20 protein-coding genes are annotated in these 21,897 nt (G+C 62.1%); 13 read left to right on the top strand and 7 right to left on the bottom strand.

Features of this window, described 5'->3' with window-relative positions:
* The first annotated feature begins 36 nt into the window (after positions 1-36).
* From P3T23_RS15765 to P3T23_RS15745, 5 genes are all read left to right on the top strand, one after another.
* Positions 37-681 (top strand): MarR family winged helix-turn-helix transcriptional regulator, encoded by a 645-nt coding sequence (locus tag P3T23_RS15765; protein ID WP_429317098.1) that lies wholly within the window; start codon positions 37-39, stop codon positions 679-681.
* 86 nt (positions 682-767) lie between these two features.
* The gene (locus tag P3T23_RS15760) at positions 768-2,213 is read left to right on the top strand and encodes an acyl-CoA reductase (RefSeq protein WP_429317097.1); all 1,446 of its coding nucleotides are present in this window, start codon (positions 768-770) and stop codon (positions 2,211-2,213) included.
* 34 nt (positions 2,214-2,247) lie between these two features.
* Complete coding sequence (locus P3T23_RS15755; protein ID WP_429317096.1) at positions 2,248-3,102, top strand: oxidoreductase; 855 nt, start codon at positions 2,248-2,250, stop codon at positions 3,100-3,102.
* Positions 3,103-3,140: 38 nt separating this feature from the next.
* The gene (locus tag P3T23_RS15750; protein WP_429317095.1) at positions 3,141-4,505 is read left to right on the top strand and encodes a hypothetical protein; all 1,365 of its coding nucleotides are present in this window, start codon (positions 3,141-3,143) and stop codon (positions 4,503-4,505) included.
* Between the two features lie 116 nt (positions 4,506-4,621).
* Positions 4,622-5,335 (top strand): TetR/AcrR family transcriptional regulator, encoded by a 714-nt coding sequence (locus P3T23_RS15745; protein ID WP_429317094.1) that lies wholly within the window; start codon positions 4,622-4,624, stop codon positions 5,333-5,335.
* 9 nt (positions 5,336-5,344) lie between these two features.
* Here P3T23_RS15745 and P3T23_RS15740 read toward each other — a convergent pair whose 3' ends face one another.
* On the bottom strand, positions 5,345-5,731 hold the full coding sequence (locus P3T23_RS15740; RefSeq protein WP_429317239.1) for a PaaI family thioesterase: 387 nt from the start codon (positions 5,729-5,731) through the stop codon (positions 5,345-5,347).
* 178 nt (positions 5,732-5,909) lie between these two features.
* On the opposite strand from P3T23_RS15740, the gene P3T23_RS15735 reads away from it, so the two are divergent.
* The gene (locus P3T23_RS15735; protein WP_429317093.1) at positions 5,910-7,079 is read left to right on the top strand and encodes an NADH:flavin oxidoreductase; all 1,170 of its coding nucleotides are present in this window, start codon (positions 5,910-5,912) and stop codon (positions 7,077-7,079) included.
* A gap of 134 nt (positions 7,080-7,213) precedes the next feature.
* Here the strand turns inward: P3T23_RS15735 and P3T23_RS15730 are convergent, their stop codons facing one another.
* The 3 genes from P3T23_RS15730 to P3T23_RS15720 form a co-directional block, all read right to left on the bottom strand.
* Positions 7,214-7,909: an SDR family NAD(P)-dependent oxidoreductase gene (locus tag P3T23_RS15730; RefSeq protein ID WP_429317092.1), complete on the bottom strand. Its 696-nt coding sequence runs from the start codon at positions 7,907-7,909 to the stop codon at positions 7,214-7,216.
* Positions 7,910-7,975: 66 nt separating this feature from the next.
* Positions 7,976-8,770 (bottom strand): enoyl-CoA hydratase/isomerase family protein, encoded by a 795-nt coding sequence (locus P3T23_RS15725; protein WP_429317091.1) that lies wholly within the window; start codon positions 8,768-8,770, stop codon positions 7,976-7,978.
* Positions 8,771-8,917: 147 nt separating this feature from the next.
* The gene (locus P3T23_RS15720; RefSeq protein WP_429317090.1) at positions 8,918-10,114 is read right to left on the bottom strand and encodes an amidohydrolase family protein; all 1,197 of its coding nucleotides are present in this window, start codon (positions 10,112-10,114) and stop codon (positions 8,918-8,920) included.
* A gap of 250 nt (positions 10,115-10,364) precedes the next feature.
* Between P3T23_RS15720 and P3T23_RS15715 the strand changes: the two genes are divergently transcribed.
* Positions 10,365-11,843 (top strand): MFS transporter, encoded by a 1,479-nt coding sequence (locus P3T23_RS15715; protein ID WP_429317089.1) that lies wholly within the window; start codon positions 10,365-10,367, stop codon positions 11,841-11,843.
* Positions 11,844-11,917: 74 nt separating this feature from the next.
* Here the strand turns inward: P3T23_RS15715 and P3T23_RS15710 are convergent, their stop codons facing one another.
* Positions 11,918-12,715, bottom strand: coding sequence for an IclR family transcriptional regulator (locus tag P3T23_RS15710; RefSeq protein ID WP_429317088.1), 798 nt, complete (start codon positions 12,713-12,715; stop codon positions 11,918-11,920).
* A 250-nt stretch (positions 12,716-12,965) separates the two neighbouring features.
* On the opposite strand from P3T23_RS15710, the gene P3T23_RS15705 reads away from it, so the two are divergent.
* The gene (locus tag P3T23_RS15705) at positions 12,966-13,724 is read left to right on the top strand and encodes an SDR family NAD(P)-dependent oxidoreductase (RefSeq protein WP_429317087.1); all 759 of its coding nucleotides are present in this window, start codon (positions 12,966-12,968) and stop codon (positions 13,722-13,724) included.
* A gap of 197 nt (positions 13,725-13,921) precedes the next feature.
* Here the strand turns inward: P3T23_RS15705 and P3T23_RS15700 are convergent, their stop codons facing one another.
* Positions 13,922-15,175, bottom strand: a complete 1,254-nt coding sequence (locus P3T23_RS15700; protein ID WP_429317086.1) for a CaiB/BaiF CoA transferase family protein — start codon at positions 15,173-15,175, stop codon at positions 13,922-13,924.
* Between the two features lie 36 nt (positions 15,176-15,211).
* Positions 15,212-16,006 (bottom strand): crotonase/enoyl-CoA hydratase family protein, encoded by a 795-nt coding sequence (locus P3T23_RS15695; protein WP_429317085.1) that lies wholly within the window; start codon positions 16,004-16,006, stop codon positions 15,212-15,214.
* A gap of 229 nt (positions 16,007-16,235) precedes the next feature.
* Between P3T23_RS15695 and P3T23_RS15690 the strand changes: the two genes are divergently transcribed.
* The 5 genes from P3T23_RS15690 to P3T23_RS15670 all read left to right on the top strand — a co-directional run bounded on the left by P3T23_RS15690 (position 16,236) and on the right by P3T23_RS15670 (position 21,873).
* Complete coding sequence (locus P3T23_RS15690) at positions 16,236-17,012, top strand: enoyl-CoA hydratase (RefSeq protein ID WP_429317084.1); 777 nt, start codon at positions 16,236-16,238, stop codon at positions 17,010-17,012.
* 107 nt (positions 17,013-17,119) lie between these two features.
* Entirely contained in the window at positions 17,120-18,106 is a 987-nt protein-coding gene (locus P3T23_RS15685) for an NAD(P)H-dependent flavin oxidoreductase (protein ID WP_429317083.1), read from the top strand.
* A complete protein-coding gene (locus tag P3T23_RS15680; protein WP_429317082.1) occupies positions 18,103-19,296 on the top strand; it encodes a CaiB/BaiF CoA transferase family protein in 1,194 nt (397 codons plus the stop codon). Before P3T23_RS15685 ends, P3T23_RS15680 begins: the two co-directional genes overlap by 4 nt.
* Positions 19,297-19,338: 42 nt before the next feature.
* Complete coding sequence (locus tag P3T23_RS15675; protein ID WP_429317081.1) at positions 19,339-20,598, top strand: acetyl-CoA hydrolase/transferase family protein; 1,260 nt, start codon at positions 19,339-19,341, stop codon at positions 20,596-20,598.
* Between the two features lie 78 nt (positions 20,599-20,676).
* Positions 20,677-21,873 (top strand): acetyl-CoA C-acetyltransferase, encoded by a 1,197-nt coding sequence (locus P3T23_RS15670; protein ID WP_429317080.1) that lies wholly within the window; start codon positions 20,677-20,679, stop codon positions 21,871-21,873.
* The last annotated feature ends 24 nt before the right edge of the window (positions 21,874-21,897 follow it).

Below are 21,897 nucleotides of genomic sequence, written 5' to 3'. Positions count from 1 at the left end.
GGGCCTTCACACCAGTTTAGTCTCCAGTACGGTATAATGCAACGAACAGTTGCATTAAATGGAAAGCGCGGCTCGCACGAAATCAGTCGTCACGACGTGGGGAAAACCAGACGACGAAAGGCGTTGTGTTTTATGAATGACGTGCATATAGTTGTCCTCACTCGAAGATACTTTTTTGGCAGGAATCCAGTGGATCATCCGTCAGAACTTCAACTTGAGGATCGCGCCGTGGAGGCCGAAACCGCCTGCGTGGAAGCACCGGATACTGGCAGATCAGAAGAAAGCGTCGCGTACCGGATGAACCAGGTTCGCCTGCTGCTATGCAGCGTCATCGATGAAAAACTCGCCGCGAGCGGTCTTTCTGCCTTGCGATGGGGGCTGCTAAAAGCGCTCTTTGACGGCCGGGCCAGAACACCCACCGCGCTGTGCCGCATCCTGTTGTCCGATAGCGGCGCAATGACTCGCCAGCTCGATTTCCTTGAGAAGCGCGGGTATATCCGCCGCGTTCGCAATGAGTCGGACAGACGCAGCGTCTATCTGATGTTGACCGTCGCGGGTCACGCCGTGACTTGCGAAACCCTTCCTTTGATTGTCGAAACGCGTGACCGGCAACTGAGTGACTTCACGGCTGACGAAGTGAACACGCTCAAGCAGTTCATCGATCGCATGTCGTCAACCTGAGCTGACGACGACCGACCCAACCCTGCATTTCGCGCAGTCGTCGCGGCGCTGGAATCGCACCTTACCGAATCGAACAGGAGTGCCACATGGATCACGTCGAAATGCCCACGGAAACCGGGTCATCACGTCAAGGCGGCGGCACCGCGCCGCTGCCCGTACCGCACGTCTATCGCGGGCGAACCGTTTCAGGCGATGCCGTGACGCACGTGTCGCGCGATCTTGGCAAAGGTTTCTGCACGCCAGCGGTAGAACTCGACGATCTCATCTGGCCGCGCACGCAGCCGGGGCCGGCGTTCAATCTGCCGATTGCGCAGGTCATCGATTTCCTTGTCGAACTCGGTCCGCGGCTGCATCTGGACGTCAATCCGCTGATGCAACGGGCGCTCGGATCGATGGTCGAAGTGAGCCCGCTCGGCCGCCGGATTCTGGAAAACTGCTACCGAGATATTCCGAACCTGTTCGCGCGCGGCGTAATCGAAGATGAATTGCGCATCAGCCTTGGCGATGCCAGCGTGATCGATGGCTGGATGCCGCGCACATTGCGCGGCCGCCCCAGCCGCCTGCGCGCGTTTCCGCCCCGCCTCGTCCACATCCTTGCGGGCAATTCGCCCATGGTGGCTGCGATGACGGTGATGCGCGCAGCACTGACCAAAGGAGTACATCTGCTGAAGCTGCCATCCAACGACCTGTTTACCGCGACCGCCATCCTGCGCACGATGGCCGAAATCGACCCGGCGCACCCGCTGACACAGTCGTTTTCGGCAGCCTACTGGCGCGGCGGGGACGAAAACGTCGAGTCGATCCTGTATCGCCCCCAATACTTCGACAAGCTCGTCGTGTGGGGTGGCGAAAGCGCCGTGCGCCATGCCATGCGTTATGCCGGCCCCGGCCTCGAACTGGTCGCTTTCGACCCCAAGGTATCGATCTCGCTGATCGGTCGGGAGGCGTTCGCCTCCGACGAACTGCTGCAACAGGTCGCACGTGCCGGCGCGGCCGACGTGCAATCGTTCAATCAGGACGCGTGCAATGCGAGCCGCTATCAGTTTATCGAAGGCAACGACGACGACGCCGACCGCTATTGCGAATACCTGGCTACCGCGCTCGGCGAAGACTTCCGCTACGGCGACGGCCAGGGCCCCGTGGTGCCGAACGACATCCGCGAGGCAGTCGACGTATTGCGCGAAATGGAGCCCCTCTATCGCGTGTTCGGGGGCTATGACGGCAAGGGGCTCGTGGTCCGCTCAGACGAGCGGGTCGACTTCCATCCCATCTGCAAGACCGTGAATGTCGTCCCCGTGCAGAGCCTGCGTGATGCGACCCGCTTTGCAACCGTGGCGACGCAGACCGTCGGCATCTACCCGCCGCACCGCGTCGCAGAAGTGCGCGATGCGCTGGCATGTGCCGGCGTCCAGCGCATCGTGACGCTCGGCGAATCGATTTCGGACGGCGTCGGGGGCTACCCGCACGACGGCATGTTTCCCATTCATCGCTTCATGAAGTGGATATCCGAAGAAGCGGGCCAGCCAGCCTGAGATTCCCTTTGCTTTCACTCGAGAGAGACCTTTGATGACTGCTATATCGACATCCGCCGCGGTCTGGCTAATTACGGGTGTGTCGTCCGGCTTCGGCCGTTGCCTCGCCGAAGCAGCACTCGCACGGGGCGACCGGGTGGTCGGCACCGTGCGCAACGCCGCGCAGATTTCGGCCTTCGAGCAGCTTTCGCCTGGTGGCTTCGCACACGGAGTATTGCTCGACGTCAACGACGCCGCGGCCGTACCTCATGCAATCGAGCAGGCGCTCTCCCACGCGGGCAAGATTGACGTGCTAGTGAACAACGCGGGCTACGGTCTGTTCGGCGCGCTAGAAGAAGTGTCCGACGCCGAGGCCAGAGAGGTGTTCGACACGAATTTTTTCGGCACCGTGAACACCATTCGGGCTGTGCTGCCGCACTTCCGCCAACGAGGCTGCGGGCATATCGTCAACCTGTCGTCAGTCGCGGGGTTGATCGGCATCGCGGGGTGCGGTTTTTATTGCGCGTCCAAGCACGCGGTCGAAGGCCTGTCGGAATCCCTTGCGCAAGAACTCAAGCCGTTCGGCGTACACGTCACGCTGGTCGAACCCGGTGGATTTCGCACGAATTTCGCTGGCCGCTCGCTGCGATGGAGCGAAGCCGTTGAACCCGCCTATGCGGAAAGCGTCGGCAGGATCCGCGAGCAGATGACCCACTATCACGGCACGCAGTCCGGGGATCCGGCCAAGGCCGCAGCGGCGATCATCCAGGCGGTCCGTGCCGAAGCGCCGCCGTCGAGGTTGCCTCTCGGGCCCGATGCCGTCGGCATCCTGCGCAACAAACTTGCCTCCTTGCAGGAGAACCTCGACGCGTGGGTCGACGTCTCGACCGCCACGGATTTCGATCAATAGCGCCATAGCGCATACCGCCACGTCACGCCGGAGACACCATGTCGACGCTCGACCACTTTTACGACCTGCTTGAACAGGACGGCGATCCGTTTCGCCGTCATCCCGACAATTTGCGCGAGCTCCAACTGGCGGCGCTGCAGGAACGTTTCGCTCAACGCCGCGAACAGATCAAGCTGCTGGGCCGTCGTGCCGCCGACATGGGCATCGATGAAATCCGCAACGAAGCCGACGTGGCGCCGCTACTTTTCGCGCACCAGATTTACAAGAGCTATCCCGAGCAGTTCGTGGAAAACGGCCGCTGGAAGCACCTGAATATGTGGCTGCAAACGCTGACGAGCCGACCGGTGACCGAGGTCGACGTCGACGGCGTCGACACCGTCGACGCGTGGATGGATCGCCTGCGCGGCGCTGGGCACCACGTGTTCAGTTCGAGCGGCACCTCCGGCAAATGCAGCTTCATCAACCAGACGCGCGCCGACCTTGACCACGTGACTGCGTCGTGCGTGAAACTCGGGGTGTATGGCAACAAGCTGATCAAACGGGATTTCGGCAAGCGGCCGGTGTTTCTGATGATGCCGCCAGGCGGGGCCCATCGTCATATCGGGCCAGTCCTGAGCGCCGCCACGCAGCTCGGTGGAGAAAGCACGCTGATGTTCGACGAGCCGGCGCTGGCTTCCGCGACGATCGCCATGGGCCGCATGCGTCGCGCGCTTGCGGACGGCAGCGCCAAGCCGAGTGAAATAGCCGCCTTCCAGGAGCAGGCAGTATCGCGTCAGCGGCACACGGGCGCGATGATCGACCGTTTTCTGGACAAACTGCTCGCCCACCGTGACATACCGGTACTCGTGCAAGGTAACTGGTCGCTGCACTGGACGCTGGTCGAACACGCACGCCGGCGCGGCGTCGCGGATCGCATCTGTCACCCTGAGACGGTCATCACCACAGGCGGCGGATTGAAAGGCAGCCAGGCACCCGCCGATTTCCGCGAGCAGATCATGGGCTTCTATGGCATCGAGCCCGCGAACGTCCAGAATAGCTACGGCATGTCGGAAATGATCGGTACCGGCCCGTGGTCGGACGTGGCGCAAGGCTACGCGATCTGTCCGTGGATCGTGCCTTTCGTGCTCGACAAGGCAGGCGAAAAACTGCTGAACCCCACGGACGGGAAAGGCGTCGTCGAGGGTCGCTTCGCATTCTTCGATCTGCTCGCCGAAGGGTACTGGGGCGGCTTCATCACTGGTGACAAGGTGACGGTCGATTTCTCGCCCGAGGCGCCTACGGACGGTCTAAAGGGGCCGCTCGTCAGGCAGGTCGGCCGCTATGCGGATCTCGAGGAAGGCGAGGACAAGCTGTCGTGCGCGGGCACGATGGACTCTTATGTGCGCGGCATGATCGACGTCTGAAGTCGATGATTGCCGCATCATGCCCGAATTGGCGCACGTCCGCGCACGTCCGCGCTACTGGCGGATGGACAGGGACGTGAGTACACTGCCACTTTACCCTTGCTCTCCCTCTGCCCATGGTCAAGTCCTCGGCACTTCGAGCTTCGCGCTCCGCTACCGCTGACGCCGCTGCGACAGTCGCAGCCGCACCGCGCGCGGCGGGGCGGCCCACGCAGGACGCCGCCGCCGAATTGCGCGAAAGGCTCCTTAACGCAGCCACCCAGGTTTTTCGGGCAGAAGGGTTCGGCGGAGCCAGAGTCGAAGAGATCGCTGCACGTGCGGGAATCAGCAAGACGACCGTCTACCGGCAGTACGGCACCAAGGAAGACCTGTTTCGAGCTGCTATCTGGCACGGCATGGAGGACCTGCGTGGCAAGATTGAACAACTACTGAAGCCGCGTCGCGACTTCTCGAAGGCTCTGCTGGTCCTGTTGCGCACACTGACTGACCATATGGCCTCCACTGATACGATCGAAATCACCCGTGTCAGTGTCGGGGAATCGCATCGCTTTCCGGATGTTGCGAAGGGATTCCTTCAATATGTGAACGCGATGCTGGAGCCGGTAGCGAACTTCATCGCCTCTGCCGCCCAAGGCGGGACGATCAGCGTGTCCGACGCGCCGCAGGCCGCCCGCGACCTGCTGACGCTCGTGGCCGGCAGCACGGAAGTGCTGATGGGCATTCCGACCACGCCTGCGCAACGCCAGCAGCGTGCCGCACACATCCAGCAGTTGCTGCTCTCGGCGTGGCGGTATAAGGCGCCCGACCACCAGGACACACCGCAAACCTAGCGGCCCCTTCTATGCGTCCATCTGGCCCATTACCTGGAACTGAGCCGATGCCTGTGCGATACGTTGGCCGTTCGCCCAGATCAGACAATCGGAAAACACCACACGTTTACCGGATCGAAGCACATCCACATGGGCCTCGACCCAGTCGCCCGGCTGGGCATCGCCCAGAAAATTGACCGTCAAACTGGTAGTCAACTCCTTTAGCGCTGGCTTGCGCGAATGCTTGCTTGCACACGTAATGGCGGTGTCCGCCAGCATGCAGACCATCCCGCCATGCATCATCTGCCCCAGATTGCGATGTTGCTCGCGCACCCGCATCCCGACCACCTGTCCGCGCTCGCTTTTTCTGTACCAGGTCGGGCCAACCATTTCGTGGAACGGCCCGAACGCCGGCATCAATTCGAAGCCTCGGGGATCACGTCGGCGTCATCCGACACGACCTCTGCAACGGAAACGGCGGCGATAGGGGTTTGCATCAACGGAGCCCTCCTTGCGCGGCGGTCGCCCCAGGCATGAGGGAGGCGCTTTCTCGCGGCAAAAATATAGCGTATCATTATTCGCACACGAGTCAACTATGCGCACGGAGACAAAGGTGATCACAGCGCCGCTTTTTACGCCTCTGCCGGTTCGCGGCATTACGCTGGCAAACCGCATCGTCATGTCACCGATGACGCGCGGCTTCTCTCCAGACGGAAGGCCAGGGCCGGATGTCGCGTCGTACTATCAGCGGCGCGCCGAAGGCGAGACCGGACTGATCATCACTGAAGGTGTGGGCATCGATCATCCATCCGCACTCGGCGAAGCGGGTCTGGGAGAGAACTCGATTCCAATGCTGGCGGGAGCCGAGTCGGTCGAAGCGTGGCGGTGTGTTACCGATGCGGTCCACGCGAGTGGCGGCGTGATTTTCCCGCAGTTGTGGCACATGGGCCCGATGAAGGAAGCCAATACCGGTCCCGTCCCTGCTGCGCCGCCGATGCGTCCGTCCGGACTGTGGGGCCCGACGGGCCGCCTGAGCTCGCTGGACGCCGGCTACCTGACGCGCGTGAGCGCCCCCACCCGCGCGATGACCGACGAAGAAATCGCCGATGTCATCGCAGCCTATCGCCGCAGCGCGTCCTACGCAAAGGTAGCCGGATTCGACGGAATTGCCATTCATGGCGGCCACGGCTACCTGATCGATTCGTTTCTGTGGAGCGAGACCAATCAACGCATCGACATCTGGGGTAAGGATCGCACTGCCAGGACCCGATTCGCCGCGGAGGTGGTTCGCGAGATCCGCGCGGAGATTGGTGCCGCAATGCCCATCAGCTTCCGTTTCTCGCAGTGGAAGCAGCAGGATTTCAAGGCGCGTCTTGCGAACACACCCGCTGAACTCGAACAGACGCTCGCGCCGCTGGCCGAGGCCGGTGTCGATATCTTCGAGGCGAGCACGCGATACTTCAATCGCGCAGAGTTCGAAGGTTCGGACATGAATCTCGCCGGCTGGGCAAAGAAGGTGACAGGCAAGCTGTCGATGACCGTCGGCGGCATCGGAATCAATAAGGGCTTCTATGACTCGATGGCCGGGTCGGAGACCGTTGCACAGCACGACCTCACGCCGTTGCTCGAGCGTTTCCTGCGTAACGAGTTCGATCTGATCGGCGTGGGACGGTCGCTGTTGCACGATGCACACTGGGCTCGACGCGCACGTCTGGGTGAACCGTTCCTCGGCTTTAGCACGGATTCTCTTACGCGCCTGACCTGAGGCGCGTGGCCATCGTTCGACCCGGCGCATCAAGGGGATCAGGAGGGCCATGCGTGTTCAGAACACCGGGCCGCAAAACGGCGCCTGAGGACGCGTTACCGGGCAGATGGGCAGCGCCCAGTCTGCGTGCCAATCTATAGTCGGCCCGTGACCGGAATCGATGCGCCTGTCACGGCTGTTGCGGCACGAGAAGCGAGGAAGAGAATAACCGCCGCGATGTCAGCAGGCTGCACCCAGCGCGAAAAATCCACATCGGGCATGTCCTTGCGATTCTGCGGCGTATTGATGATGCCCGGCAGAATCGCATTGACCGTAATGCCGCGATCCTTAAGTTCTTCGGCAAGCGCTTCTGTGAGACGCAGCACGCCCGCCTTCGACGCCGCATAGGCGCCCATCCCCGCACCAGCATGCAGCGCCGCGCCTGCACCGATATTGACAATGCGCCCCCCCTCCGGCCCATCGCCGAACTGGTCCAGCGCGGCCCTGGAAGCCGTCGCCGCCGTACGGACGTTCATCTGATACATCAGATCCCACGTCTCGAGATCGCTATCCGCCAGGGTTTCCCAGCGAAAGCCGCCGGCCACGTTGATCAGCGCATTCAGCGGCCCAAGACGCCCGACAACCGAGGACATGGCCCTTCGCGCGCTGCCCAGATCGGTCAGATCGACTCCGCCTAGCCGGAATTGCGTGTCCTGCTGTTCCGGGGTTCGGGCGTCAGGCGCCGGCGCCCGGTCCAGCAATGCGACCTTCCAGCCATCGGCGGCAAATGCGCTGCCGACCGCCCGTCCGAGCGTGCCGAAGCCACCCGTAATCGCGACTACCCGTTGCATGTAAAACACTCCTGTTTCAAAGGCTGCATGTGACAGGATACTCAGTCGCAGCCAGACGGAGGCGGCTTAGCGGCCCTTGAAAATCGGATCGCGCTTCTCGCGAAACGCATTCACCGCTTCCTGATGATCCTCAGTCTGATTAGACAGCGCCTCATAGGCGATGGACGCATCAAGTATCGAATGCGCCAGTTGCTTCAAACCAATGTTGATCGAGGTCTTGGTCCACTGGATGGCCTGTGATGCGCCCATCGCGAGACGCTTCGCCATCGCGGCAACGACCGCATCGAGCTCGTCGGCAGAAACGGCATAGTTGATCAGCCCGAGGCGGGCTGCTTCTTGCGCGCCGAGCAGATCGCCGGTCAGCAGGTATTCCTTGGCCTTGGCATAACCGATCAGTTGCGGCCAGATCACCGCCCCGCCGTCACCCGCGACGAAACCCATCTTCACATGGGGATCGCCGATCTTCGCGTGGTTTGCCGCGTAACTCAGATCGCAGAAGAGCGCGATCGTCGCCCCGAGTCCCACGGCATGACCATTGATCTTGGCGATGATGGGTTTCGGACAGTCGAGCATCGAGAAGATGATTTTCTTCGCGCGCTGCATGCCGGCGAGGAACTGCGACTGATCGTCGATCACCTGTTGCATGTGCTCGATATCGCCGCCGGCGCTGAATGCTCGGCCTGCTCCAGTGAGCACGACGACCCGGGTTTCGGGATCCTCCGCTACATCGGCGAAAAGCCGCGATATCTCGATGTCCATCTGTTCGTCGAACGCATTCAACGTATCGGGCCGGTTGAGCGTTACGGTGAGAATGCCGCCGTCGCGCTCCAGCAATAACGCCTGATAGTCCAGCAAATTCATGGCTAGCTTGTCCACGGTGGCGCAAACGCGCGGGACATTGCACCCTTGCCCGCGCACGCTTGCATAGTCATTCGATCAGTCAAGGCAGCGCACGAGCCGCGCAGCATGTGCACCGCGGATCTTGGCACGCTCGACCCGCTCGACCCGTTACGCCCGGGCAGGTATGAAGCGGCGACCGTTGTCATACATGATTTTCTGGGTGTCTTCGGCAGACAACGGCCCACACGCTTCCGTTGCGAAATCTCGCGGCTCGGGTACACCCTCTGCGTGCGGATAGTCAGAGCCCATTAGCAAAAAGTCCGCCGACCCGGTCTGCGCGACGATCTGCGCGAGGTCGTCTTCCGGATACGCTACCACGAAGACATTTTCCTTGAAAATCTGACTCGGCCGGCTCTTCAACTGACCGCACGGCCAGTAGCCGTTTTTCGACATACCCCGGCACTTGTCCATCTTGACCAGCATGGACGGCACCCACTCCGCGCCATTTTCCGCGCTGCACAGTTTGACGTTCGGAAAACGCTCGAAGAAATTGTAGAAGATAAACGACGACAGCGTTTCGATCACGGGACGTTCGCTGTAACCATGCATCCAGACAAAAGCGGTCTGGCGCTGGCGCGACTGCTGCACCGGTTCACCCCACACGGCCATGTGGTCCTTCATGTAGATCGCTTCGGAAACGTGGAAGGTGACGCGCACGCCCGCTTCGTTGAGAATCGACCAGTACGGATCGAAATAAGGGTCGGCCGGTGCGCGGCCATTGAACGGACCCATCGGCATCAGGATCACGCGCACGCCATTCGCCACCAGCCATTTCGCTTCGGCGACCGCGGAGTCGAGATCGTCGAGCGTGACCACCGGCGTGCTGTAAATGCGATCCTTATAGTTGAAGGTCCAATCGTCGAGCATCCAGCGGTTGTACGCGTGCAGCACGGCGTTCGCCGCAACGGGTTCGTTCAGATAGGAAATGCAGGCGACCATTTCACCAATGTACATCGTGCACGCCTCAACGCCGAACTCATCCATCTTTTGCAGACGCGCGTCGCGGTTGAACATGTCCGGGGTGGGCGGAACCCGCATTTCGACGTTGTTTTTGCCGTCCTTCATCGCCCGCAGCCATTCGTGCAGTTTCCCCGGCGGCGGCACTAGTCCCTCTGCCGATGTGTAGCCTTCGCTGATTTCCACTTTGCGATCGCCGACGTACATGCAGCGGTTGCCTTCCTCGGTGACCCGGCTGGTGAACCCCCAGTCTTTCTTGAACTTCTCGGGCAGGTAGCGGCTGAACGCATCCTCAACTTCGTAGAAGTGCGTGTCGGCGTCGTAGATCTTTCCTTGGTAGGTCTGCATGAAAACGTCTCCTGTTTATGAAGCGACCATGAAGCGAGCGACAAGGGCGGCGCCTCTCGATATCGAAGTATCGGCGCACACAGTTGACGTTCAAACCGCCATATCGAAAGCAGAAGTCGCGATACCAGATTGATATCGGCGAAAGCAACCGCGCCGGCGTCCCGCTGACACGACACACGCAAGTCACAACTATACGTACATCGTTCAACTATGAGACGATAGGCAAAACCCGATCAAAAGGAGACATCCCATGCAGGCTGATGCACTGCCGCAATCCTCTTCGCGTGAACCGCTTATTGGGGGGCCACGGCGCTGGTTCCTGCTTGCGGTACTGATGTCGGCGGTGGCGGCGTCGTCCGGCATCACCGTGATCTACACGATGCTCGTGACGCTCTACAGGGTCTTCCCCGGCTCGGTCGAGGTGGGCTGGACGGTCACCGCCTACTGGCTTGGCGCGGCAGTCTTTGCGGCCATCTGCGGACGGCTGGGGGACCTGCTCGGCTACCGCAGAGTGCTGCTGATCGTGCTGGTGATCGCTGCGGTGGGAGGCGCAGTGGCGGCCTGCGCGCCAAACCTCGCCGTCCTGATCGCGGGTTGCGTGATGCAATCGGTCGCATCGGGCATCACGCCCCTTTCGATGGGACTTGTCCGCGAAAATCTACCCGCGCGGCAGATCCCTTCGGCAGTCGGACTCATCACCGCAGCGGGGATGGTCTCGGCTGGATTGATCTACATCTGCGCCGGTGTCGTGATAGATCGCTACTCATGGCAAGGCGGTTTCTGGCTGAAGGTGGTCCTCTGCGTGATGACAATCGCGGCGGTGCGCTTTTGCGTGCCGGAATCGCAACGCAGGTCCGGCACACGAATCGATTTCGTGCGCGGCCTCGCCTTTGCGCCGGCGTTGTGCGCGATCCTCTTCGCGGTGCAGCAGGTCCACGCGTGGGGACTGCGTGATCCCCGCACCGGGGGTCTGCTGGCAGCCGGTATGGTAACGCTATGGCTCTGGTCGAGCCACCAGCGCAAAGCGGCGGACCCGCTTATCAATATACGCTTACTGGCGAAACGTCAGGTGATCCTCGCGAACGCCTGCATGATGTGCATCGCGATCGGCGCAATGCAGCTCGGACAAGTGTTCTCGCTCCTTTTGCAACAGCCGGCATGGACGCGCGCAGGTTTCGGATTGACTGCAACCCAGGCAGGGTTGCTGATGTTCACGATTAACATCGGTGCAACGCTTGCCAGCCCCTGGAGCGGACGGCTCGCAGCGCGCTACGGGGCCCGTCAGGCGGCGCTGATCGGCATGAGCATGTTGGTGCTCACCTGGGCGTCGCTGATTCCGCTTCATCGCAGTATGCTGCTGTTCGTTCCAGGCGCAATGCTCTGCTCGTTCGGCTTGGCCTTCGCGCACACTGCTGTCTACAACCTGATTATCGAAGCGACCCCCGCGGAACAGACAGGCGAGGCGACGGGTCTGCTTTACGTGTTTTTTTCGTGCTTCTTCGCGGTTGGGGCACAAGCTGTGTTCACGGTGCTGCAAGGCGCCTCTGTGAGCGAGGGCGGTGCGTCATTTCCTGCGGCGCAAAGCTATGTTGCGGTGTTCGGATATGTCGCCGGCAGTGCGCTGGCGGGGCTCGTTATTGCGTACGCGCTGCCGAAGCACCGCGGCCCGGGTCACCGGCCTGGCGTTCTCGAAGGCGCAGGATTGAGCGGCCCGGCAAGCACGCCATGACAATATAAGCGGCGCTGACCGGCGCCGCCGTTGGTTGGCCGAAATGTTGCGCGCCGTGGCGCGCTTCGCGAGGCTTACTCCTCTTCGCTTACTTTGCTCAACGCCGACGCCCGCTGGGCGACGGCAAGCATGTGTTCCTCGAGGTGCCTGCGTTCGCGATCGAACCGCTCCAGCGGCGCACCGACGGCCATGGCCGCGATCACCTCGCCATTGGGTCCAAAAATGGGTGCCGATAGCCCCGCAGAGTCGGGCAGCAGTTCACCGCGGCTGACCGACAAACCGGTCTCGACGATGTTTTGCAGCTCCTCGCGCAGGGTTTTCTTGTTGACCGTCGTTTGCTCCGTATGGCGCTCGAGTTTGACAGTCCGCAGGTACTCGGCAAGAAACGCTTCCGGCGCATAAGCGAGCAGAACGCGCCCGGCAGCGGTGCAATATAGCGGCCGACGCATCCCGACAATCATCGAATATCGAACGGCTTGTGCACTTTCGATGACGTCAACGTACGTAATGACCTTATGCTCCACATCGAGCACACCGATATAGACCGTCTCGTGGGTACGCTCCGACAATTCGAGCAGAAACGGTCGCAGCATCTTCGAAAAATTCCATACTGCCATTACATTTGACGATAGCCGGAAAATGGCCGGTCCCAACCGGTACCGGCCAGCGTCGTGCATCAGAAAGCCTTCCGCCACAAGGGGTCGCAACAGGTTCAGCAAGCTGCTCTTGGGCGACTCCAGCGCGACGTTCAACTCTGCAAGCGACATCCCGTCCGGTGCTTTCGCCAACACATCGAACAGCCCGAGCAGACGAGTCAGCGAACGCGGTCCGGTGACATCCTTGTCGGCCGAAGCCAGGATTTCTTTCGACATATCACTCCCCTTCCATTTCGATTCGACTCATTATAAATGAACCATTCACATAGTCTCACGTTGGTCGCCGGTTTAGCACACTTATTCTTGGCGGATCCGGGATAACGCCAAGTCCATCACGCGGCTCATCCGCAATATAATTGAACGACGTTCACGAACATGTTCACCACGATACCGCTCGGTGTCGTCAGCCAGTTTGGTGTGCGTCGTGAGCGCGTTACCCATCGTTGTTTTACGAAGGAGTTCATTCATGAGCGCACTAAAGGACCGGGTTGCCATCGTGACCGGCGGCGGGCAAGGATTAGGGCTCGGTATTGCGAATGCGTTGGCCAGCGAGGGCGCGAACCTTGTCCTGACGGGGCGCACCGAAGCGAAGCTGCGAAAGGCGGAGACGGCACTGAAGGAGTATGGCGTTCAAGTGCTCGTGGTGCCGGGCAACACGCGCAGGCGTGCTGATGCCGACCAGACCGTCGCGCTCGCCATCGAACATTTCGGGCGCATCGATGCCCTTGTGAACAACGCACAATCCAGCACGCCGGGCGTGCCGCTTGAAGCGGTCACCGATGAAAACTGGTGCGAGACGCTCGAATCGGGCCTCTACGGCACGCTGTATTTCATGCAGGCCGCCTGGCCCCATATGAAGCAGCAGCGCAGCGGCAGGATCATCAATTTCGCGTCGCGCACTGGCATCGAAGGCACCCAGGGATTCGGTCCATACGCCGCCGCCAAGGAGGGCATTCGCGGCCTGTCGCGAGTCGCCGCGCGCGAATGGGGCGCTTACGGCGTCACCGTCAACGTAGTGTGTCCCGCGGCCCTCACGCCTGCCGCCGACGCATATCTGGATGCGAATCCCAGTGAACGCACGCGCTATCTGTCCGAGATTCCGCTTGGCCGTTTCGGCGATCCGCAGAATGATATTGGACGCGTAGTTGCATTCTTATGCAGTGAGAGCGCGGGTTACGTAACCGGACAGACCATCAATGTCGATGGTGGACAGTCTATGCTCTAGCGATGCGCCGCGAGCCGCTGAAACCGGTTTTTCAACGATCGGCAGCTCGCTTTCAAACTGTAGGCAGCCCACGTTCGTGCGCAGCGAAATAGCGTTCTCCTCCATCGAACCTCGCGAAGGTGCGATGAAGTTTGGCCCTGGCTACTTCACACGAAGTCAGGGTCATTCTTTTGCGCTGCGTTGTTCCACCACTGGGTTTAAATGACCTTGCGCGCACGCAACGCGTCGATTTCCGCGCCTGACATGTCCAGCAGATCGCGCAGCACGCCTTCGGTATGCTCGCCGAGCATCGGCGGCGGGGTATAAGACTCGATCGGCGTACCGGACATCTTCACCGGGTTAGCGACCATGCGCACGGCATCATTCGACAGCGGATGCGCAACCTCCACGCACATGCCGCGCGCCTGAACATGTGGATCTGCGAACACCTGCTCCAGGTTGTTGATCGGACCTGCCGGCACGCCCGCTGCGTCGAGCGCAACCAGCAACGCGTCGCTCTGCCACTGCGCGATCAGCGGCTCGAACACGTCGCCGAGCGCCCGGCGATTCCTGACCCGTAGCGCGATCTCGCTAAAGCGCGGGTCCGTTGCGAGTTCCGGATGCTTTAGCACCTGGCACAGTCGCGCATACTGTTCATTGTTACCGGCGACGATCATGATGTCGCGATCCGCGCAACGGAACATCCGCGACGGCATGCCGCCGTTGCCCTCGGTGCCGCGCCGCACCGGCACCTCGCCGGACACCAGGTACTGGCTGGCATAGTGCGAGGTGGCGGCGATCATCGAATCCAGCAGCGAGAGATCGATGTACTGCCCTTCGCCGCCCTGCTCGCCGCCCTGCTCGCCGCCGGCATCGCGATGATAGAGCGCCGCCACAATCGCAGATGCCGCATATTGCCCGCACAGGATATCCGCGAGGCTCGGGCCGGTCTTCATCGGGCCGCCGCCCGGCATGTCGTCGCCGTTTCCCGTGACACTCATCAGGCCACCCATGGCCTGGAAAATCGAGTCGTAGCCGGGTCGCGGACTGTACGGTCCGGTCTGCCCGAAACCCGTGATCGAGCAGTAGACGAGGCGCGGATTGACGAGCTTGAGGCTTGCGTAATCCAAACCATATCGCTTCAGGTCCCCGACCTTGTAGTTTTCCAGCAGCACGTCGCATTTCGCTGCGAGCGAGCGGATCAACGCCTGCCCGTCAGGCGTCGCGATATCACAGGTAATCGACTTCTTGCCCCGATTCGCGCTGATGAAGAATGTCGATTCGCGCGTGTCGTTGCCATCGCGGTCCTTCAGGAACGGCGGGCCAAACTGGCGCGAGTCGTCGCCCTTGCCCGGCCGTTCGACCTTGATCACTTCCGCCCCCAGATCCGCCAGCATCTGCGCGCCCCATGGCCCTGCGAGAATGCGGCTCAGATCGAGCACGCGGATCCCGGACAACGCACCTTTCGTCATATCGAACCGTTTCCGTTGAATTGATTTGTTGCCGGGTCATTGCCCAATGAATTTCGCGGTGCGCTTTTCGATAAACGACTGCACGCCCTCTTTGGCATCTTCCGTGTTGTAGAGAACCTGCTGGGCCGACTGGATATTCGAATAGGCCTCCTGCCAGCCCGCCCCCAGCGACACCCGCGCATTGGCCATCGTGGCCTGCACGGCCAGCGGAGCCTGGGCAGCAATGCGCTCCGCGATCTCCAGCGCGCGCCCGAACTCTTCGCCCAGCGGCACGACTTCCTGCACGAAATTCATGCGATACGCTTCCTGCGCCGTGAATTCGTCACCGGTGAGCAGAATCTTCATCGCGTCACCCCACCCCGCGCGCTCCACCATCCGGATGGTCGCGCCGCATCCTGCCATGATGCCGCGCTTGACCTCCATCTGCGAGAAGCGGCAATTGTCGGCGGCCACCACCACCTCGGACGCCAGCATCAGTTCGACTGCCACCGTAAAGCTGATGCCCTTCAGCGCGATCACAACCGGCTTCTTGCGCAACGGCTCGCGCAGATTGAAGGGGTCGACTTCGCCCACTGGCAGCAACGGCTTTCCCGCGCGGCGCAACGGCACGATCTTCGGCATGTCGAGGCCCGCGGTGAAGTGATCGCCCTCCGCGTAAAGCAGCCCGCAGAAGATATCCGGGCTCGCTTCCAGACGCGTGTACGCTCTGGCCAGTTCCTCGAACATTCTAGGGGTAAAGCCGTTGCGCTTTTCCGGACGGTCGATGCCGATCAAGAGAATATGGCCGCGCTGTTCGACGCGAATCTGCCCGTCCTCATGGCGTGTGGTCATACTGTGCCTCCTTGCCTCATTTCGTGAAGCGCCGGCCCGAAGCCCAATTGACAAAGCTCCGTCGCGCATTCACAATTATAAACATCGTTCAAATTACGAGCAACCCTGCACAGCGCCGATTCATGCTGCGATGCAGCGCCGGAAGCGGTCGCGAATGGCGAGTGAGTGCGCTGTTCCGGCGGCGGAAAGGTGGCATACGTGTTGGTCCGCATTCATGCGAGGAAAACTGATGGCCTACGAAACGATCATCGTCGAAACGCGCGGCAGGACCGGCCTTATCAAGCTTAACCGACCGCAGGCGTACAACGCACTCAACAACCTGCTGATGGACGAGTTGACTGACGCGCTCGACAGTTTCGAAACTGACGAAGCGATCGGCGCAATCGTGTTGACTGGAAGCGAGAAGGCGTTTGCCGCTGGCGCCGATATCAAGATGATGAGCGAGTGGACTTACATGGACGTTTTCAAGCGACAGTTCATCACGTCCAACTGGGAGCGCACGGCGCGCTGCCGCAAGCCGGTGATCGCCGCCGTGGCCGGCCTCGCGTTGGGGGGCGGTTGCGAACTGGCCATGATGTGCGACTTCATACTCGCTGCCGACAACGCCCGCTTTGCGCTGCCTGAAATCACGCTTGCCACCATCCCTGGCGCCGGCGGGACGCAACGCCTCTCGCGCGCGCTCGGCAAATCAAAGGCCATGGAGATGATTCTCACCGGCCGGAAGATGGACGCTCTCGAAGCCGAACGCTGCGGACTGGTGAGCCGCGTCGTACCGGCCGACGAATTGCTGGACGAAGCGTTGAAAGCGGCGGACGCCATCGCCGGATTCTCGCAACCTGTCGTTGCGATTGCGAAGGAGTGCGTCAATCGCGCCTACGAGTCCAGTCTTGCCGAAGGCATCCTGTTCGAGCGGCGCATGGCCTATGCAACGTTCGCCACCGAAGACCGCAAGGAAGGCATGGCCGCATTCGCGGAAAAGCGCAAGCCGGTGTTTCGCCATTGCTGAGCGCCGTACGCATCCGTGAAATCGCAGTCGTCTGCATCCGTTGAACTGCACGCACTCGATTGAATCTATTCAACCCGCCATTCGCCCACATGGCTTCACGACCGATCATGAACTCTCCAAAGAATCGCATCACCGAATTGCTCGGCATCGACTACCCGATCATCCAGGGCGGTATGCGCTGGGTGGCGCGCGCGGAACTCGCGGCGGCAGTCGGTAATGCGGGCGGGCTGGGATTCATCTCCGCGCATACGCACGCGAGTGCCGATGCACTGGCGCGCGAGATCGACCAGGTGCGCGCCCTTAGCGACAAACCGTTCGGCGTCAACCTGACGCTGCTCGGCAGTAACGCCGGGCTCGACTACGAGGGCTATGTGCGCACCATCATCGAGCGGGGTGTGCCCGTCGTGGAAACGGCGGGCAGCAATCCCGCGAAATACATCGAAACGCTCAAGGCAAACGGGGTCAAGGTGATCCACAAATGCGTCGCTGTGCGGCATGCGCTGAAGGCAGAATCGCTCGGCGCGGACGCCGTGAGCATCGACGGATTCGAATGTGCGGGGCATCCCGGCGAAGACGATATTCCTGGACTGATCCTGATCCCCGCCGCTGCAGACAAGCTGAAAATTCCGCTGCTCGCCTCAGGCGGCTTCGCGGATGGCCGCGGCCTGGTGGCGGCGCTCGCGCTCGGCGCGGACGGCATCAATATGGGCACGCGCTTCATGCTCACGCAAGAGTCGCGCGTGCACCCCGCAATCAAACAACGCCTGCTGGAAGCCACCGAACGCGATACGTTGCTGGTCGGACGCACGCTCGGCGATTCGAGCCGCGTGATCAAAAACACTGTCAGCCTCGCGGCAATCGAGCTGGAACGTGCAGGCGGCGCCACGGCCGCCGACCTGTACACGCTGACCGGTGCCAGCCGCTGGATGGACGCATTCGCAAGTGGCGATGTCGAAGGCGGTGCCTTTCCGGCCGGGATGGTGACAGGACTGATCCACGATCTGCCGACCTGTGCCGAACTGATCGCACGAATCTTGCGGCAGGCGTCCGACATCGCGGCACGGGGCTTTACGTTCAAGGTGCCTGCCGCATGAAGCTCTCGGGCGTCCGCGTCGTCGATCTGTCGCAGTTCATGCCAGGGCCGATGCTCGCGTCGAATCTCACCGATCACGGCGCCGACGTCATCAAGGTAGAACCGCTGTCGGGCGATGCGGCACGCGGCCCGCTCGAGTCGGATAGCGAGTTTTTTGTGGCGCTCAATCGCGGCAAGCGCAGCATTGCACTGGATCTGAAACACCCCGATGGTCTCGCGATCGCCCGCAAGCTCATCGACGCGGCCGACATCGTGATCGAGTCGTCGCGGCCCGGTGTGGCGGCGCGCCTGGGCATCGATTACGAGACGGTGAACCGCACCCATGCCAGGCTCGTTTACTGTTCGCTGACCGCCTTCGGCCAGACCGGTCCGCTGTCACAGGTCCCCGCGCACGACCCCGTCATCCAGGCCATGGCGGGAACCTTGCCACGCGACGAGCGCGGCGCTCCGGTGACATCGGGCGCCTCCCTTGCCGCGCTGGCGGGCTCGTTGACGGCGTTGTCCGCGGTATTGATGGCGCTGTTGCACGCACGCGAAACGGGCGAGGGAGACTTCATCGATATTTCGCTGTACGACGCAGCGCTAACGGTGCAACCGCATCTGACCAGCCACGCGCTAAACCAAGTAGCAGGCGATACCGTCGCTACTGCGCATGGCGGCAACGCAATCGCTCTGCTCGCTGCGTACCAGACGGCCGATTCGCAATGGCTTTGTCTCGGTGGCCGCGAACTCGACTTTGCGACGAATCTGCTAACGCCGCTAGGTCGACCAGACCTGATTGACGTCGCCATGGGACCAGCCGGCGTGGCGCAGGACGAACTGCGTGCCTTCCTCACCAGGACCTTCCTGACACGCACGCTGAGCGAATGGCTCGCGTGGTTCGAAGGCCGCCGCGTCAGTGTCGCCCCGGTGCTGTCGCTGCGTGACGCGCTTGCGCATCCACACACGCAGGCCCGTCAGATGGTCAGCGCTGACGCGGCGGGTCGTCGGCATGTCGGAAGCGCGATCCGTTTCCAGCGCGAACCGGCACAACCCGTTCTGTCGATTCCGTCCATTGGCGAGCACACGGCAGAGATTCTCGATACCCTCGGCTACACCGCTGAACACATCGCCGCACTCGATGCTGCCGGCGTCATCCGCGCGCAGAATGCGCCGCAAAGACGCAGCGTCACGCCTCCGCCAGTGTCCTGATCAAAAGACTCCGAATCCTCCCCCGCGCGTCCCGTCAGCCTCATGCCCACACTCCTGCAACCCGGCTCCATCGACTTTGCGTCCATTGTCCGTGCTGGCGACAACGTCATGTGGGGCCAAGCGAATGCGGAGCCGGTGCCGCTGACTCAGGCACTCATCGCGCAGCGGCACCAGATCGGCCGGTTCCGCGTGTTTCTGGGCGCGAGCACCGCCGATACGTGCCAACCCGGCCACGCCGACTGTATCGACTTCGTTTCTTACTGCGGCACGGGCGCCAATCGCGCACTGGCGCGCGCCGGCGCGCTCGACGTGCTGCCGTGCCACTATTCGCAGTTTCCGCATATGATGCGCTCGGGCGCGCTCAAGATCGACGTGCTGCTGCTGCAGCTCGCGCCGCCGGATCAAGAGGGTCGCTACAGTCTGTCGGTCGCACACGAGTATCTGGTTCCGGCGCTGGACACAGCCCGGGTCACCGTTGCCGAAGTCAACGAGCAGGCGCCTTGGACGTATGGCGAGCGCTATCTGCGCGACGCCGACCTCGACTTCATTCTGCCGACCTCGCGCGCGCCACTCGAAAACGCGCCCAGCAAAACCGGCAACCTCGAACTGGCGATCGCCAGCCACGTCGCCGGTCTGATCGAAGACGGCTCGACGCTCCAATTCGGCCTCGGCGCGATTCCCGAAGCCGTCCTTGCTCGCCTGTCGGACCGGCGAAACCTGGGAGTCCACTCGGGTGCGATCGGAGACAAGGTCGCCGATCTGATGGACGCGGGCGTCATCAACAACGCGCGAAAAAACGTCGACAGAGGGCAGACAATTGCCGGCGTCATGATGGGCAGTCGCCGCATTCATGACTTCGCGCATCGCAACCAGGCCGTGCAGTTTCGCTCCACAAGCTACACCCACGATCCGGAGGTGCTGGCCCGGATCGACCGTTTTGTCGCCCTCAATTCGGCGCTCGAAGTCGACCTGAGCGGACAGATCAACGCGGAAGTGGCCAACGGCAGCTACGTCGGCGCAGTGGGCGGCGCACTCGACTTCCTGCGTGGCGCCTGGCGCGCCAAGGGTGGTCTACCGGTGGTTGCAATGCCATCGACCGCGGGCAAAGGGGCGAGCCGCATTGTCGCGACGCTCAGCGGCCCCGTCAGCACGCCGCGCAGCGACGCCGGTGTCATCGTCACCGAATACGGCGTCGCGGACCTGCGCGGACTCACCCTGAAACAGCGACGCGAGCGTCTGCTGGCAATCGCCCACCCCGACTACCGAGCGGCACTTGAACGCTCCACCGGCGGGGCCGGCTGACGCAATCCGGACAACTATTGCCGGCGACAAGACAACGTACCGCCACCAGCCTCTTCCATGTCAATTGAAGGAACGCATATGAAACGCGCAGCGATCGTCTGTCCCGTACGCACGCCGGTCGGCACCTTTGGCGGCAGTCTGCGCAGCGTGCCGGTCGAAGAACTCGGCGCGCTGGTTACCAGAGAAGTCCTGAAGCGCACGGAGCTCGACCCCGTGCGGATTGACGACGTGGTTTTCGCGCAGTCGTACGCAAACAGCGAAACGCCCTGCGTTGGACGCTGGATCGCGTTGCAGGCGGGACTGCCGGTCGAAGTGCCAGGCATGCAGCTTGACCGGCGCTGCGGCGGCGGGCTTCAGGCGCTCGCGACCGCCGCCATGATGGTCCAGACCGGCGCCGCCGACGTCGTGCTGGCGGGCGGCGTCGAGAGCATGAGCAACATCGAGTACTACAGCACGGACATGCGATGGGGTGCACGGGCGGGTTCGGTGCAGTTTCACGACCGGCTCGCGCGTGGCCGCGAACGCTCGCAGCCGGAGGAGCGCTTCGGCCGCATCTCTGGCATGATAGAAACCGCTGAAAACCTTGCCAGCGACTTTCACATCAGTCGCGAAGAGGCAGATGAATATGCGGTGCGCAGCCATCGCCGCGCGGCCGCCGCCTGGTCGTCAGGCCGCATGGCCGATGAAACCGTGGCCGTCAGCGTGCCGCAGAAGAAAGGCGCGCCCCTTGTCTTTGCCCAGGACGAGGGCTTTCGCGAAGACGCCAGTATGGAGAGCCTCGGCAAGCTGCGCGCATTGATCCCAGGTGGCACCGTGACGGCAGGCAATTCCAGCCAGCAGAACGATGCGGCAGCGGCCTGCCTTGTCGTCGCGGAAGACAAGCTCGAACCACTTGGTCTGGAACCGATGGCGTATCTGAACGGCTGGGCCGCAGCGGGTTGCGAGCCGTCGCGCATGGGAATCGGCCCGGTGCATGCCGTGCAGAAACTGATGACACGCACCGGGTTGTCGGTCGATCAGATGGATCTTGTCGAACTCAACGAGGCGTTCGCCTGTCAGGTGCTGGCGGTACTCAAGGGATGGGGATGGAACGATCCGGAACGGCTGAACGTCAACGGCTCCGGCATCTCCTTGGGTCATCCGATCGGCGCTACCGGTGTCCGCATGATGACCACCCTGCTCTTCGAATTGCAGCGGCGCAAGGGCCGCTACGGTCTCGAGGCAATGTGCATCGGCGGCGGCCAGGGGCTCGCCGCGCTATTCGAGCGAGCGTGAGCGGCGTGTGCCGCCCAGACGACG

Source organism: Paraburkholderia sp. GAS448 (assembly GCF_050435685.1).
Taxonomy (GTDB): domain Bacteria; phylum Pseudomonadota; class Gammaproteobacteria; order Burkholderiales; family Burkholderiaceae; genus Paraburkholderia.
Note: the sequence above shows the minus strand (reverse complement) of the source record. Positions and strands in the feature narration are given on the sequence as shown.